Annotated in this window: 10 protein-coding genes; 6 read left to right on the forward strand and 4 right to left on the reverse strand. The window is 54.0% G+C overall.

The genetic code is table 11. The features are described 5' to 3' along the window. Window positions 1-139: 139 nt before the first annotated feature. Window positions 140-1,177, reverse strand: a complete 1,038-nt coding sequence (locus Q31a_RS21650; protein WP_231690880.1) for a transporter — start codon at window positions 1,175-1,177, stop codon at window positions 140-142. A gap of 1,203 nt (window positions 1,178-2,380) precedes the next feature. On the opposite strand from Q31a_RS21650, the gene Q31a_RS21655 reads away from it, so the two are divergent. The 4 genes from Q31a_RS21655 (at window position 2,381) to Q31a_RS21670 (ending at window position 10,442) form a co-directional block, all read left to right on the forward strand. After that, window positions 2,381-3,349, forward strand: coding sequence for a hypothetical protein (locus tag Q31a_RS21655; protein ID WP_145082489.1), 969 nt, complete (start codon window positions 2,381-2,383; stop codon window positions 3,347-3,349). A gap of 1,225 nt (window positions 3,350-4,574) precedes the next feature. Next, window positions 4,575-6,149: a glycoside hydrolase family protein gene (locus Q31a_RS21660; RefSeq protein ID WP_145082491.1), complete on the forward strand. Its 1,575-nt coding sequence runs from the start codon at window positions 4,575-4,577 to the stop codon at window positions 6,147-6,149. After that, the gene (locus Q31a_RS21665) at window positions 6,142-8,700 is read left to right on the forward strand and encodes an alpha/beta hydrolase fold domain-containing protein (RefSeq protein ID WP_145082493.1); all 2,559 of its coding nucleotides are present in this window, start codon (window positions 6,142-6,144) and stop codon (window positions 8,698-8,700) included. Before Q31a_RS21660 ends, Q31a_RS21665 begins: the two co-directional genes overlap by 8 nt. Before the next feature lie 263 nt (window positions 8,701-8,963). Next, the gene (locus Q31a_RS21670; RefSeq protein ID WP_145082495.1) at window positions 8,964-10,442 is read left to right on the forward strand and encodes a glycoside hydrolase family protein; all 1,479 of its coding nucleotides are present in this window, start codon (window positions 8,964-8,966) and stop codon (window positions 10,440-10,442) included. A gap of 113 nt (window positions 10,443-10,555) precedes the next feature. Here Q31a_RS21670 and Q31a_RS21675 read toward each other — a convergent pair whose 3' ends face one another. Further along, entirely contained in the window at window positions 10,556-11,053 is a 498-nt protein-coding gene (locus Q31a_RS21675) for a hypothetical protein (RefSeq protein ID WP_145082497.1), read from the reverse strand. A gap of 528 nt (window positions 11,054-11,581) precedes the next feature. Between Q31a_RS21675 and hxpB the strand changes: the two genes are divergently transcribed. After that, a complete protein-coding gene (hxpB, locus tag Q31a_RS21680; protein WP_145082499.1) occupies window positions 11,582-12,235 on the forward strand; it encodes a hexitol phosphatase HxpB in 654 nt (217 codons plus the stop codon). Window positions 12,236-12,474: 239 nt separating this feature from the next. Here the strand turns inward: hxpB and Q31a_RS21685 are convergent, their stop codons facing one another. Both Q31a_RS21685 and Q31a_RS30420 read right to left on the reverse strand, forming a co-directional pair. After that, the gene (locus tag Q31a_RS21685; RefSeq protein WP_145082501.1) at window positions 12,475-12,894 is read right to left on the reverse strand and encodes a GreA/GreB family elongation factor; all 420 of its coding nucleotides are present in this window, start codon (window positions 12,892-12,894) and stop codon (window positions 12,475-12,477) included. Between the two features lie 468 nt (window positions 12,895-13,362). Continuing rightward, window positions 13,363-13,515, reverse strand: a complete 153-nt coding sequence (locus Q31a_RS30420) for a hypothetical protein (RefSeq protein ID WP_197355491.1) — start codon at window positions 13,513-13,515, stop codon at window positions 13,363-13,365. Between the two features lie 498 nt (window positions 13,516-14,013). On the opposite strand from Q31a_RS30420, the gene Q31a_RS21690 reads away from it, so the two are divergent. Continuing rightward, window positions 14,014-15,102: a beta/alpha barrel domain-containing protein gene (locus tag Q31a_RS21690; RefSeq protein WP_145082503.1), complete on the forward strand. Its 1,089-nt coding sequence runs from the start codon at window positions 14,014-14,016 to the stop codon at window positions 15,100-15,102. Window positions 15,103-15,363: the final 261 nt, after the last annotated feature.

The raw sequence follows: 15,363 nt of genomic DNA on the forward strand, positions 1-15,363 counted from the left end.
ACGGGGAAACTGCACTTAGATGGGTGGAGTGCGCCCCCCCGCCGAAATGCAGTGCCCCCACCGTTGAGCAAAGGCCAATGCATAACCGTGACACCGACCCTCCGGCTCGCGGTTGTGGAGGCAGAGAGTTTCGGTTTCCCTAGAAACTCTTTGACCAGCTCGCAGCCATAGTCCAGTCGGTTTCGAGCTGTATGCCGTTCAGATTTTGATACAGCGTTGGAACGAATTCGACGTTCAGCAGATGGGCGTTCAACAAGGCGGCACATCCAAGTCCAAGATTCAACGAATAGCCGCCTCGGAAGCTCTCAACATTAGTGCTAATCAAACCGTCTGGCGCCATAGGGTCAGCACCGCCGTAGTTGGTGCGCCATAAGTTCTCTACACGAATGCTCGTAGACAAATTTTCGGTTAGCAGGTGGCTGTACCAATTATTTAATCTGAACTCGTCACTGACAGAGTAACCGCGATAGTTATGCCCAATCGGGAGATCTGTTTGGAACTGGGTACCGAACGAACCGAAATCAAAATAGCGTTTCCAGGTGATTCCCGGCTTTGCGTTGAACGTGCCGGAACCTAGGCGCATTGGATAGGGTAGAGGCTGCTCCATAGCTCCGTCGGTTGGTAGGGATGAAATCCGAAAAATGCGTCCCGTCGGAGCAGAACCACCTAGATTCAGAATGACGTCGTCGTCGTCGTCGTAATACAGTCTCACCAAAGCCCCGAACGAAGTGTCGCCGAAACCGCTATTGTGTGTCGTGAAGAAAGTCCCAGCCCCAGCAGGATTCATGGGACCGCGTATGTGATCCATGGTAATGCTTGGCATCATGATCATCGCGTACAAGGTAACGTTTTCGGTGTATCCTCGCATCAGGTGCAACATATGCATCTCATGGGTCATTTCAGTTGGTGACGCACCACGATTCGTCACTGGATCGCTGGTTGCGCCCCAAAGTATGGCATCTTGATCGCTAAGCCGCTGATCACCAACTCGATTACCATTCATGTACATGTTCATGTACTTGTACTCGACCATCCATTCACCCGGTTTGTGGACATGATCTCCCATTAGAGAAGCTGGAGCGTGCTTGTCGGCACGACCGCGATGGTTGTCATCAGCCCATAGTGGAGAGCCGCACGCTAGCAACGCTAGCATGATTGTCGTAGTCAGTTTGTTCATCCGTGAACCGTCCTTACTGTTAGAAAAAGCTCTCCACTGAGTCTGTATCTGCACAGCGAGTGTCTCTTCTCAACCTAGATTTGAAGGCTCGAGTGGATAAGCGCTGCAGTCGCTGAAGAACCCTCAAATCTTAACTATATTATCGCAATGTCATGTGGTCTTGAAAATTGAGTCGCGAGTTACTTGCTGGCAATTCCTGGGAACAAGGTCGAAACCGGAGAATGGGTTGAAGCTGACGGTGCAACTGGACACACAGAGATTTCAGATTGCGGCTTCTCGCTTTGTTCTACGGTATCGCAATGCGTGAAACGCGTCCCAAGTCGTTCGAGAAAACCCAATAGCGTTCAGCGTCTGGGAGAGAGAGCCATGGTAAGAAGAGCCACAGAGAACGCACGGGGACACTGCACTTAGATGGGTGGAGTGCCGCCCCCCGCCGAAATGCAGTGTCCCCACCGTTTTTTGGAACGCACGGGGACACTGCACTTAGATGGGTGGAGTGCCGCCCCCCGCCGAAATGCAGTGTCCCCACCGTTTTTTGAAATGCAGTGTCCCCACCTTTTTTTTGAGGTCGGCGATGGAACGCTGGAGGAAGACATTGAGGCTCGCTGGCTGACTCGCAACTCTCAAACGTTATCTCGCCACTGTTGCCAGCTGGCTTGACACTGGCGAACACGTGGCCGAATCATTGCTTCAGATTAGGCTCACACCAGCCAACGCTCTTTGGCCTAACAAGCTCGACAGGCCTTTGCACCGCTGCGAAACGGATTCTTCATGCACAGTTCCGACAGTTGAGCCACCATGACTTGGCAGATCACCATATATACCGGACCTCAAAGGGAATCACGAAACACTTGACCAGCTTCCATGCCCAAAGCTGGTCAAGGCATCTGTGAAACGCTAAGCTCATGCGTTAAGACCGATTCCAGTCGATTGCCTTCGGCGTGAAGTTAAAAGATTGTAAAGGGAACAATCTCAGCCCTTGGAAGACCATTTTCAACTTTCAGGGGATCGCTTCCTCACCGCGCCGGCGAAGGCCGGCCCTCTGTCGCAGTTGGGCGGTTACATACAGTTTGGTGGACAGAATCTTTTTCCGCTCCAGCCAGCTGCCTTTTGTGTGCCAGCCTACGCATGAGTGGCACAAGAATTGCGTAACTCAAACGCATTCACCAATACACTGCGTGCACCACTCTACAGGCTAAAACGATGTTGACTTACCGCCAACTAAAATTACTGGCGTTGACAATTTCGCTGTCGACATCTTCTGTGTGCGCCCTGTCTGCGGACCAGCAAAGTCAGCAGGTGAGTTCGAGCGATGATGATAGAAGATCGGCCAGTTCGGTTGCTATGACACCAGCTCCCCGGGCAATTCTCGTTCGCGTGCCCAGCTCTGTCATCGCAAACACGTTTGGTCAGCAACTGCAACATACGACTCCAGTAAATCACTGCATTCTGGGGACGCAGTCCAAGGGTACAGCCCACTGCATCAGCATTATTAGCGCTGAGCCAGTTGAATGCGAGATGGGAGCTAGCTTGATTGTCACCGTCAGGGGTAGTGTCACGTCGAAAACGGATGGTAGGAATGGACCGGCGATAATTCAATCGCGATCGGACACTGGTTATGAAGCCCACAAGCAACTCATTTTTGACGGCCATGAGATAAGAACTCTACCGGCTACGATTTCTACACAGACGCAAGTAGAAATCCTCAATATTGGCAGCTCACTTCCCGGCGTGCGCGGACGGATTGTCACCAGGATTGCATCTCACAAAACCCGAGCTAGCCATGCAGAAGCGGAAGCGATCGCAGCGCGATTGAACAAACAGCAGCTGCTTGAGCGTATTGACCGCGATATAGACGCACGGGTGGCGGGGATGAATCATGAACTTGCACTGAAAACAGCAACGCTCCATCGCTTGATGGGGACTAAAAATCTGGTGAGCCAAAGCCACTCTGATTGTATTTTCTTGGGCGTCAGCACCGTTCCAAATCTGACAGTTGACTATCCTGAGGTGCAAACGGCGGATTCTAATGCCATCGAGTTGTGGGTCCAAACAAGCGAGGACGGAGCACACAGGCTGGATGTGAAAGAGCTCGTTTCCCAGGCGATTGTTTGGTGGGGCACCAGTGCTGACATTTCCGACCACAATCTATTGGGATTTGCTGGGAAGTAGTTCTCCACGTTGCGCCCCACAGAATGGTCTTCCGCGACCTATAACCGCCCCTCGTGGACGGGAACGTTCCAAAGTGCGCTCCAAGGCCTCGCAGTGAACAACTCCTGTCATCCGGAAGAAGCGACGTTTGCCCGCCACACTTCCGCAGGAAACGATCGCAACGCGAACTTGCGGTGAGCTTCGCCACTGACTGCCCAGAAAAGAATAACCAACGCTCCCCCGCAACGCCCCGCAGAATTCGTAGCTACGCTCGCCAGAGCGTGGGGGCGTATGCAGGGAAGCCGGATGGTGGAACCTGTGCCGCCCACCGTCTGGCGACGGTAGCCACGAATTCAAGGGTGTGATTGCGGTGGTAGCTACGCTCGCCAGAGCGTGGAGGCGTTTGCAGGGAAGCCGGATGGTGGAAACTGTGCGGACCACCGTCTGGCGACGGTAGCTACGAATTCAAGGGTGTGATTGCGGTGGTAGCTACGCTCGCCAGAGCGTGGAGGCGTTTGCAGGGAAGCCGGATGGTGGAATGCGTGCCGCCCACCGTCTGGCGACGGTAGCTACGAATTCTAGGGTGTGATTGCGGTGGTAGCTACGCTCGCCAGAGCGTGGGGGCGTTTGCAGGGAAGCCAGATGGTGGAATGCGTGCGGACCACCGTCTGGCGACGGTAGCCACGAATTCTAGCCCACCGTCTGGCGACGGTAGCTACGAATCCTGGGGTTCCTGCTCGCGGGAGCGTTGCGCTCGAAACAGAAGGGAAGAAACGCGAAAGTGTGCGTCGATCTTGCGCCACGGATTGAAACCCAAAACTTCCTCGCAGCCAAATGATAATCGCATTGATTTGTGTTAAGCTGTTGACCGATCGGGAGCAATCCAGCTCCCGTGCCGTCATCCCACCCAAAGCCAATGCTGGTCGCAGACTGTGCTAGTGTTCACTACACCATGTCGATCGACAACCGCGCTCTTCATCGCACCAGCAGCCCTCAATTTGTGAGCGTGTCGTCCCACTTAAGAGTGATCGCTTACCAAACTTGATCCTTGCGCACTGGCGAGAGCACCTTGAAAGCGTAGATCAGCAATGAATGGTTCGGCGAAATCATTCGCAGCACACTTACCGGTGTGATTTCGATCACCTGATTGAGAGCATAGTGCCGGTAGCCCACCAACCCGATTTCCTTAGCTTTTGAAACGCTAAGTTCCTGCCTGTTTCAAGCCCATAGTTCAGAAACATGTCCCATGAAGCCCCGAATAATCCTCGCGTTTGTGATGCTGGCGTGTACCGCGAGTATGTTGCCGGTTCGCGCCGAAGACCGCGTTCTATTTTCGTTTGATGATCACAGCATTCCCTGGCGGCATAACCTGAAAGTTACGCTAGTTGCGGCGGAGAAACATCCAGACAACCCTGTGCTGCGCCGTGGCCCTGAGGGCGCGCCGGACCATGGCCACGCGATTTTGTACGGCACTGTTTTGAAAGACGGTGATACGTTTCGCATGTGGTATCTCGGTATGATTCAAACGGAGATTGAAAAAGGGCAAGCTCCCGGCTGGTGGCGACCAATGTGCTACGCTGAAAGTAAAGATGGCGTGCACTGGACGAAGCCTGAATTGGGATTGGTTGAACTCAACGGCAACAAAAAGAACAATATCTGCCTCATCGAAGGTCCTGTCCATTCAATGACGCGAGTCAACGACTTCCTCTCCGTCCTATACGAACCGAACGATCCGGATCCGAGTCGGCGTTACAAAGTGGCCTACATTGCTCATATGCCCTACGACGATATCAAGGGTGGCATGAGCAATGTAGGTGTCCAGGAACAGCGCGTCGGGGCAACGGTTTGCGCCACCAGTGCCGATGGCTTGAGCTGGGAAGTGGTGGGAGATCGTCCGGCCAATGCGGGCGGCGAACGTTTCGAAGTGTCCTCACTCTACCGCTTTAGCGATTTCTACTATTCAACCGGTCAACTACTCTCTCCGTGGACCTGGCGCGCTGACGGGAGCAAAACCGAACGCCAGACGCTGGTCTTTCGGTCGCCGGATTTCCAAACCTGGTCGCAGGCCTCCGCCCACGCCTACTCGCGGCCTGGACAACTCACCACTCCTCCGGTCGCGGGCGAGCAAGGGCACATGGGCATGGGATTATGGAATCGCGGCAATGTGATGGTCGGCTTGCACGGCATGTGGCAAGATGCTGCGACGAGCCCGGAAAAGGGAGAGCACTGGAACAAGGGAGTTCACGTCGATCTTGGCTTAGTCGTCAGCAACGACGGCGTGCATTTCCGCGAACCGGTACCCAATTTCAAAGTGATTGCACGCGGTGAGCCGGGGGCATGGGATGACACAGCGTTGCTACAGGGCCATGCGTTCGTCAATCACGCTGACAAGACAATGATTTGGTATTCCCACTGGGACACCTCCGGACAACTGAAGACCATGGAGATTGGCTTGGCGACCCTGCGCCGCGACGGCTTCGGCTACCTGTCAGCTCAGGAAAAAGACAACGACTCGGAATTCATCACCGACTTCTTTGAACTCGATGAAGAAGACACAATCTATTTGAACGTTTCCGGCGTATCCCCCAACTCACCGCTGACGGTCGAATTGTTGGATCATCGCGCTCAGCCGATTCCAGAATACTCCGTGGCGATTTCCACTAGCGGCGTCCATGTCCCTGTCGTCTGGCCCAGACCAGCACACGCAGGGCAAAAGCGGGCGTTGAGAGTACGTTACCCGGTCGCGTCTCCGGCACGGGTTTACGCGATATACGTTAGCGACAGAGTGCGTCCAAGTCAGCAGGAGAGCCACGATGAGTAAAAGTTCGAACGACTCCATGCAAAAATCACCTGCTGTAGCTTGGCTGCTGACTGCGGGACTGCAGCTTCTCAGCGTCTTCTGGGTGGCGCGGGCAGCGGCTCAGGAAACGCAAAATCCCTATCCTCCAATGCATCGCCTAACTTGGCAGGAATATGCAGGCACCCTCCAATTCTGGGAAAGCACCTATCCACAATGGGTCACTCTTGAGTCACGGGGGCTCAGCGGGCAGAACATGCCCGTGTATCTGGTCAGAATCACGGATCGTGATGTGGCCGATGAAGATAAGCAAATCTGCCTAATCACGACACTACATTGCGGACCGGAGCGAACTGGAACGTCAGGAGCATTGACCTTTATTGAGTGGATGCTGAGCGATGATCCATTGGCGGCAGAGACTCGACGGCGGCAGATCATTCTCGTCATGCCAGTCGTGAACCCTGTGGCGTTGTTTCATACAGACCGCTGGGGTAACGAACACGGCGTCGAGTCCTATGTCGGGCGGGATCGCAAGGGCAAGGCCTGGGACGTGGAAACGCTAACGATCCGCAATCCCCAGGAGGCACCGGAACTGATGGCCGTGTTATCCGTGGTCGACGAATATCAACCCGAGATTCACGCTGATTTCCATGGTACGGGTCTTCAGGAATACAGACCTGACCAACTCGGTACGCGACAAACCTACCACGGCCAAATCATGACAGAGATTACGGGAAGCGCTTATTCGAACAGCGCACTGCGTCCCTGGGATTGGCGAGTGACCGAAGCCATGATCGATACCGGAAACGCGGCCGGATTTCCGTCGGATCGATTTGAGGCGGATGCACAGCGCACTTTCTGGGGTTCTGAACTGAATCCATTGGCAAAGAAGGTATGGCCTGGAAAACCGATGTTCTACTCACAGCACTATTCCTATGCCAAGTACCACACGATGCTCTGCACTCAAGAGGTGGCCTGGGAGCAAAGCATCGTTGCAAGAATGAAAGGACTGTTGCGCATCGGCAACCGAGTCTGGAATGACGAGCGGCAGCCGAGCTATCCGGTCAATCGACTGAAGCATTTCGTCGGGCACTTCGTCACCGCGTATGGCAACACGGCATCTGAGCGTCGCAAGAGCCGCGTTGAGCTATGGTCCCAACAAAGTCAATTTGCACTTGGATTCCTATATCCGCAAACAGATGGTCGCGAGAGCCTGATTTGTGCGACCACGGCTGCAGCCAAACGGGCCGTAGCCGCAGCTGATCTTCGCGAGTTGGAAGTGAATCTGCACGAGCCGTTCGCTGCTGACGCTCACAACATCAGGAAATTCCTCGAAGCTGGCCCGGAGATTAAGCTAGCCCTCGACACCCCGAGTGCGCAGCTGCTTGCCGCGAGCGATTCGGATGACGTTAAGCTTGAGAACGGCATCGGCTTCCGTCTGCGTTTGCCTTACCGTGCCCCAGCTGAGATCGAAGTACAGCTCAATGGCCGCTCCCTGTCCCCCAGTCCCACCGATGGCTACGAAACCTGGTTCGCGGATGGCTTCACGCAAGTGCATGTCAACGTTCCACCTGCCAAGGCCAGCGAGACGGAACTGTATTTCATCACCTGCTCATATACGCCGGACGAGGTTCGCCCCACCGGCTGGATGCCTCCGGCTGCCGTCCAAGAACGATTTGCAACAGCCCAAGCCGATGCTACGCCCGCCACTTTCACAGACATGCCCTACGGAAAACACTTTCGTCAGTCGATGGATGTTTGGCTGGCGTCAGCTTCAACGCCCACTCCGCTTGTGTTTTACCTCCACGGCGGCGGATGGTCAGCCCAGGACAAGACCGATATCCATCAACACCTCGATGTGCGTGAATTTCTGAACGCTGGCATTTCCGTAGCCTCAGTCAACTATCGACTGCTCCAGGATGCCAATGCCGCCGAGGTCAGCCCGCCTGTACAATGGCCTCTGCAGGATGCCGCGCGTGCGTTGCAATATCTACGTTCGAATGCTGAAGCATGGAAGATTGACTCAGCCCGCATTGGCGCCTGTGGAGTTAGCGCCGGTGGATGCTCCTCGCTGTGGTTAGCTCTCCATGACGAGATGGCTGAGGAAAATAGTGACGACCTAGTTGCCCGCGAATCTACGCGATTGCTGTGCGCTGCAGGCAAAGCACCACAAACGTCGCTCGACCCGCAACAACTGAAAGAATGGATTCCGAACTACGAGTACGGGGGCAGCGCGTTCGGGTTTCCGGGTGCGACCCGTCCAGATTCCTTTGCGTTGTTCCTCGCCGCACGTGATTCGCTACTTCCAGAAATTCAACGTTATTCCCCCATCGAACACGCCAGCCAGGACGATCCTCCGATCTTCATGGAATTTCCTGCACAGGACAAAGCTCCCATTCTTGGAGAGCGGCAGACAGACCCCACGCATTCAGCAGTTTCTGGACTCATGCTACAGCAGCGGCTGCATGCACTGGGCGTCGATTCGGAACTGCGTTATCAAGGCGATCGCAAGACGGGCAGTGCGAATATGCAGCAGTTTCTAATGCGCCAACTAAAGGGGGATGGCTTGGAATGAACCGTCGGCTGTTCCTGATTGCATGTCGCAGGAATCCGCTTGCCACTAGCAATTCTACTCGCGCTGCTGTAACGATCTATCGAGCCCTCAATTGCCTCCAAGAGGCACTACCATGCACTGCTGCCTGCTAGTCGAAAACCGGGCTATCCCCTCTTAGGATTGATGACAACCACAGCGAGTCTTCGACTCCGGTTGCGAATCGAACAGCAGACCGCTGATCACTCACACTCAACATTTCACTTTACAACACTGCCTATATTCCCATGCGATACCTACTGGCTATTCTTTCGCTGCTTGCCTCGCCACTCACACTGCTATGCCATACCGCTATCGGAGCGGATGACGAGGTGGTTCACATTGGTAACCGTCGTGAACTGCTTGTCGATCATCACCTGATAGAAGAACTCGATCATGTTCGACTGGTTCTCAACCGACCGCGTGATGAAGGCGTAGCGTTGAAGTTTGACAATCCCTGGGAGGGGCCGTTCTGTGGCTACTGCACCGTGATCAAGGATGGCGATCAGTATCGCGCTTACTATCGCGGTAGGCCCGAAGCGGGAGCGGACGGGGATCCAGGCGAAGTGTATTGCTGTGCCGAGTCCGAAGACGGTATCGTATGGACCAAACCGGAACTCGAACTTTTCACTGTGCGAGGCCACTCGAAGAACAACATTATCCTTGCCGAAGCAGCACCGGTGACTCACAATTTCAGTCCAATGCTCGATACTCGCCCAGGAGTCCCGGCAGACGAGCGATACAAGGCGATCGGAGGCACCATGACCAGCGGTCTGATTGCCATGATCTCAGCCGACGGAATTCATTGGAAGAAGCTCCGCGATGAACCTGTCATTGCCACCACGATGGTTCCCTACAAATACATGTTTGATTCCCAAAATCTGGCCTTCTGGTCTACCCACGAGAATAAGTACATCTGCTACTTTCGGGTTTTTGAAGACGGCATCCGTCGTATCTGCCGCTCCACCAGCGATGACTTTCTTCAATGGTCCGAGCCAGTTTTGATGGAGTACCGCAATCCAACCAGCGAGCCCCCGATCGAGCAGCTCTACACGAATCAGACACATCCCTATTTCCGCGCCCCGCATCTCTATGTCTCCATCGCCGCAAGGTTCATGCCAGGACGTCAGGTGCTCACAGAGGCCCAGGCCAATGCGATCGACGTCTCTCCTCAATATTTCCGGGACACCTCGGATGCCATATTGATGACCTCTCGAGGTGGTAAGTTCTACGACCGAACGTTTTTGGGTGGCTTCGTGCGGCCCGGTATTGGAGCACGCAACTGGGTATCGCGAACGAACTACCCCGCTCTGAATATTGTGCAAACGGGTCCCACCGAAATGTCCGTCTATCTGAACCAGGACTACGCTCAACCGACGTCTCACCTACGAAGATACTCCATGCGTTTGGATGGATTTGCATCGGCTCAGGCACCTCATTCTGGCGGGGAACTGTTGACCAAACCGTTGACGTTCACTGGGCGTGAATTGGCCATTAACTTTGGAACTTCAGCGGCAGGCGGCATTCGTGTTGAAATTCAGGATCCAGCCGGAAACCCGCTTCCAGGGTTCTCCCTCGACGAAGCCACTGAGCAGATTGGCAATGAGATCAAACGCGTGGTTACGTGGAAGTCAGGCAGCGATGTTGCCTCGCTCTCAGGAAAGCCTGTTCGCTTGCGATTTGTCATGAAAGACGCTGATCTCTACGCCTTTAAGTTTGATGACTAGCGCCGGGGAATTGCCTCTCATTCAGCGAGACTGCAGGGCCACAAGCGATTTTCCAGGTGAATTCGCAGTTCTCCAAGCATCCCGCCGACTCGTTGCCGCAGGCCTGGCTTCGGTCACACCTGCTTGAATCGATATGCACCTTCCGGCAAACAGATGCTGGGGTTTGCACGTGCCAGAGCTGTGTAGAGCTTGCGGCGATTGTAGTTGTAATTTTGTAGGATCTGGATCTTCTCACCCGACATCATGGACATGATGATCGTGTTGCGATGAATGTGCTTTTGGTGAATCTGCCTGATCTTTTCAATTTCGCGGACCGGGACCGAGAACGAAGTACTCTTAAAAAGAGGATCGACAATTTCAAAGCGGTCGGCGTCAACCGAAATCCTGAAAGTTCCATTTTGCACCCAGAAGAGAATGGCCACCAGGAACAGGCAGAACTCAACCACCGGAACGGCGATATTCAACCAATAGATTAATTGTGCGCCCGCCTCAGTTGGCTCAATCAACTTTCGGGCCGCAACATACATTGCTAGCAGTATGGCCATGTTGAGTAGCAGAAGCATGGCAGTTCTTCGCTGCGTTTTTTCGTAGAGATAATAATGAGTAGTCATAGGGGAAATAGTCGCTTACGGGGCAGCGTGTTTCATCATCGTTCGCATTTCAATAATCATTGATCGACTCCGCCGGACGTCTGCTGGACGATCTCCCAGTAAACAATCGGTCAATTTCATTGTCGTCCGATTCCAGTCCAGTCCATAAGCTCTCAAGTCAACGAAATCGACAAAGTCAGACTGTGCGTCGCACGCGGACCTGCGAAACCCTAGGCTGGATTTTGGACAAATAGCAGTTTTGCGTGAGTATCGCGCTAGTAGTTCATCGGATTTCAGTTGACGTCGATCGCTTTAAAATTGGTGAATTGCTATTGGCTGCGTCGCACAAAGAACGACAATTGCGACCAATGCCCACAGGATGCGAGTCCAATTGGACCGCGTGGTAGCAACCTGGTCAGATCCTACTGGATCCATTTTGACACGGACCGAGTTTTATTGCGAGAATCCATTCTCTCACTCTTCAGTTTACCAATCCTCTTTCTCATTCAAGAAATCCCAGAATGATAGAACGAAAAAGTGCGGCCCATAATGCTTGAAGCAGCAGTGTTTGACATGGACGGATTGATGATCGATTCACAACCGTATTGGCAGACGGCCCAACTAGAAATCCTCTCGACGCTGGGCGTTCCGATCACGCGTCAGGACACGCTCCAAACGACTGGCATGCGCGTCGATGAGATCGTTCAGTTGTGCTATGACACATCTCCGTGGGATTCAGTAAGTCGCGAAGAAGTCTGCCAAGCGATCGTCGATCGTGTGATTGAATTGGTGAACCAACACAAACCCGCGATGCCCGGCCTAGAGCACGCAATTGAGGTTTTCCGCAAACGAGGAGTGAGACTCGCAATCGCCTCTTCTTCTCCCTTAAGTCTGATCACGGCAACCATTGAAGCGTTGAAGCTAGACGGTGTTTTCGAAGTAAAAATGTCGGGCGCAGAGCTTCCCTATGCCAAACCGCATCCCGCAGTCTACCTGAACGTCTGCAATGCTCTAGGCGTCCAGCCAACGAGGGCGGTTGCTCTCGAAGATTCCTTCATTGGCCTACTAGCCGCCAAATCGGCTCAGATGAAGACAATCGTGATTCCGGAATCGACGGTCGCCAATGACCAACGATTTCTTATAGCAGACCGTCAGCTCAACTCGTTGCAAGAGATCTCTGACCAGCTGCTCGAGTCACTTTGAGCCCTACAGTTCATTCATCCGCTTGCACCACTTACCCAAATATTTAGCGTTGCGATTCCCGCTCTACTCCTCCAAGCGAACGTCCTGCTGGATCCGAAACGGGGTTGAAACGAGTGGTGTTCAGGCGAGGGTGCAATTCAGGTGTGCCGGGTCTGTGGCTAGCTGCCCAGCGGCTCACGAAGTCAATGGCCTGCGGAGTTCTTAATAAGGAGCGAGGAAGGCAAACTTGAAAACGGGAATCAGAGGTGAAACGCTCCGACCCGCTCGGGTTGGAAAGAGAGTTTGTCGATACGCTTCCGAGACTCACGATCCAATACATGAACCGTGACTGCTTCACCAACTCTGCGGCCTAGGATCTCCACTCCCAATGGAGAAAGAATCGAGAGTTTCCCTTCGGCGATGCATGCCTCCTCTGGATAAACGAGCGTGTAGACATCGGTTTCGCTGCGATCAAGATCGTGCACGTAGACTGTTGAATTCATCGTCACCACATCGGGCAGCATGTCCGGCGATTCGACTACGGTTGCCCGCTGCAAGTTCTCACGAAGCTCCCTCAAATGGGCGCGCTGCCCAACGATGGCAAGCGTAAGCTCACTGTCAAGTATCTCGGTGAGTCGGTGCAGGTCAGTGCGTGTAATCGTAATCATTCTTGCAGACATGGCTCTGCTCCGGTGAATTTGAGGGTGATATCCGTGATTTACGTTCCGCGAGCGCTCCCGCGTGGACGCTGCGAACAAATCCATTTCCGTCAATGTGATTTAGCGTGGGCGACGGACCACTTCAGAGGCAGCCCCATTCCTGCGCCGGCTTAACCGTCACGCAGATCGCTCCAGCTTAGAAATCGAGACGTCGACACGGGACGCTTTAGCGACACCAACTCGTGATCGATTTTCATTTCAGACCAGTACCGAAGCGTGCACGCTACGGCGCGAAAATCCAGCCAGCGCAGCTCGATGTAACTGGAAGAGCGAATCGCGAGTTTCAGAGCTTCGCCGTTACAGGGCTGAAGCCACAGAAAGATGCATCAAAATCACTCCAGAAACGTTGTAAGCAGAAAAGAGTAGGGTGTTGGGGCAGCCAGTCAAAATCCCCCCGTGTTAGCAGACGAAAACATTGGCGCCGCTGAGCTATCCACTCAGTGAGCGAAGCATAATTGCAACCACGAATAGCAAGAGCAGCACGATTTGGCCAAGCAACATGGCTGCTGGCGAATGGCCGTCACTCGACACATCGAGTTCTAGATTGCCTACTGTTTTGTATTCCGGATTTCGCATCAACACGATAGACGGTCCTTAGAAAAGACGAAGAGTGAACGCATCCGTGGCCTGCAGATGAACGCAATGCAACAACCATGCCACGAGCATCGGCAGACACCAAGCTCCCTTGTTTCCTGGGCAATTTCTCGCAAACTCAACGGTCGGAGCCCCTGAGAAGCAAATTGGCTGCCGTCAACTAGCGAAGATTGCGTCAACCTAGGTTGACGCTGGTGACAAGCATGACGCCGCTGTGGGGGCAGGTCTTTCCCGGCTTTCTGAACAGGCTGTCCCAATTAAGGGCGTCTCTAGTTTTGCGCACAGGTTGTGCCCCGAATGGCCCTGTAGCGGGAACCACCGGTCTTTGCTCACGCTGTGGGTTCTATTTCAACAAGCTTCTTCAGCAGGTACAAGTTCTTGACGGCAGCCATTGCCAATAGCGTGGCGATGCCTCAGCCGCCGGTATCGCAATTGCTCTAATCAACAAGACGATTCCCACAACCCGCCTCTGGAGGAGTGCTTCCCATGTCATTCGATCTCTCGACCAATTACGGCGGGCTGCAGCTACGCTCGCCAATCATCGTCGGTTCTTGCCCGATGACAGCCAGTGTGCAAAACAGGATCGCCATGGAAAGCGCTGGGGCGGGAGCTGTCGTCCTGCCTTCGTTGTTCGAGGAGCACGTTATCGCGTGGAAATTAAGGAACGGAGGCAATGCAAGCGAGCGTGAGCAACGATTGATTGACCGAGTCAACCGCCTCACGCAGGACACACTAGTCCCCGACGTGGAGACGTATTTGTCCGTGTTGGACCGAGCGCACGTGCAATGCTCTATTCCGGTGATTGCCAGCTTAAACGGAGAGAGTGCGGGCGATTGGCTCGACTTTGCAGGAGAATTGCAATCTGCTGGAGCGAAAGCCATTGAATTGAACATTCATCATCGACCAGTCGGTCTCCACGATACTCCTCGCGACTTGGAAAACCAAGTCATCGAGGTCGTACGAATGATGCGTGAATCGATCTCGGTCCCACTTTTTTTGAAACTTCATCGGGAATACACCAGCGTCGCCCACTTAGCACGACGTCTCGTCTCAGGCGTGCAAGGGTTGGTGCTCTATGCTCGAGATCCTGAAATCGACATATCTTTGTACGACTGTCAACTCAAATCCAACTGGGGACTGACGGCGCCCGGTTCGATCTCACCGACCCTCCAAGCCCTGATGAGTGTCTACGGGCACTGCCCGTCCATGCCGTTAGCGGGCAATGGAGGAATTGCACAGCCTGAGGACGTGATCAAAATTCTGCTGGCGGGAGCCGACGCAGCCATGATCGTTTCGGCAATCTACCGCCAGGGCCCAGACGTGATCCGTACAATGCTCGACGGACTGGTTCAATACATGGAAAGCAACCGACTAGGTTCGCTGAACGCCTTGCGGGCCCGTCGTCCCCTCGAATTTGCTAGCGATGAAGAGCGGCTAACACTGATACGCGGACTCACTTCGAATGCTGGTGCTAGCAGAATCAATTCCTATGAGAACATCATGGAATCCGACCGTTGGGGCCATCTCGTCCGCAGCTCGCCTCTAAACATTGGCGGGAATAGTCCCACGGAATAATGCAGGTCGGTCACCGGACGTGCCCCTCAGCGGAACGAAACTTAGGACCTTCGGAACAATAAGTGTCGCCAGATCGCTCCGCCGATCGGCATTTTCCCGAACGAACCGGCGGAGCGGTTCGGCGACGATCCGCCAATAATTGTTCCGACGGTCCTTAGTCAACTCTGCGCCGGCTCCCCCCAGGAACTTAATTCGCGCGGCAATTCGCCAATTGCTTGAACCCTTGCGAGGAGGGTACTAATACACGAATCCTGGAGAAAC

Source organism: Aureliella helgolandensis, from assembly GCF_007752135.1.
Lineage (GTDB): Bacteria > Planctomycetota > Planctomycetia > Pirellulales > Pirellulaceae > Aureliella > Aureliella helgolandensis.

Coding starts and splice junctions, on each gene's coding strand:
- Q31a_RS21650 (WP_231690880.1), bottom strand. CDS start 1,177: ATGAACAAACTGACTACGACAATCATGCTAGCGTTGCTAGCGTGCGGC.
- Q31a_RS21655 (WP_145082489.1), top strand. CDS start 2,381: ATGTTGACTTACCGCCAACTAAAATTACTGGCGTTGACAATTTCGCTG.
- Q31a_RS21660 (WP_145082491.1), top strand. CDS start 4,575: ATGAAGCCCCGAATAATCCTCGCGTTTGTGATGCTGGCGTGTACCGCG.
- Q31a_RS21665 (WP_145082493.1), top strand. CDS start 6,142: ATGAGTAAAAGTTCGAACGACTCCATGCAAAAATCACCTGCTGTAGCT.
- Q31a_RS21670 (WP_145082495.1), top strand. CDS start 8,964: ATGCGATACCTACTGGCTATTCTTTCGCTGCTTGCCTCGCCACTCACA.
- Q31a_RS21675 (WP_145082497.1), bottom strand. CDS start 11,053: ATGACTACTCATTATTATCTCTACGAAAAAACGCAGCGAAGAACTGCC.
- hxpB (WP_145082499.1), top strand. CDS start 11,582: ATGCTTGAAGCAGCAGTGTTTGACATGGACGGATTGATGATCGATTCA.
- Q31a_RS21685 (WP_145082501.1), bottom strand. CDS start 12,894: ATGTCTGCAAGAATGATTACGATTACACGCACTGACCTGCACCGACTC.
- Q31a_RS21690 (WP_145082503.1), top strand. CDS start 14,014: ATGTCATTCGATCTCTCGACCAATTACGGCGGGCTGCAGCTACGCTCG.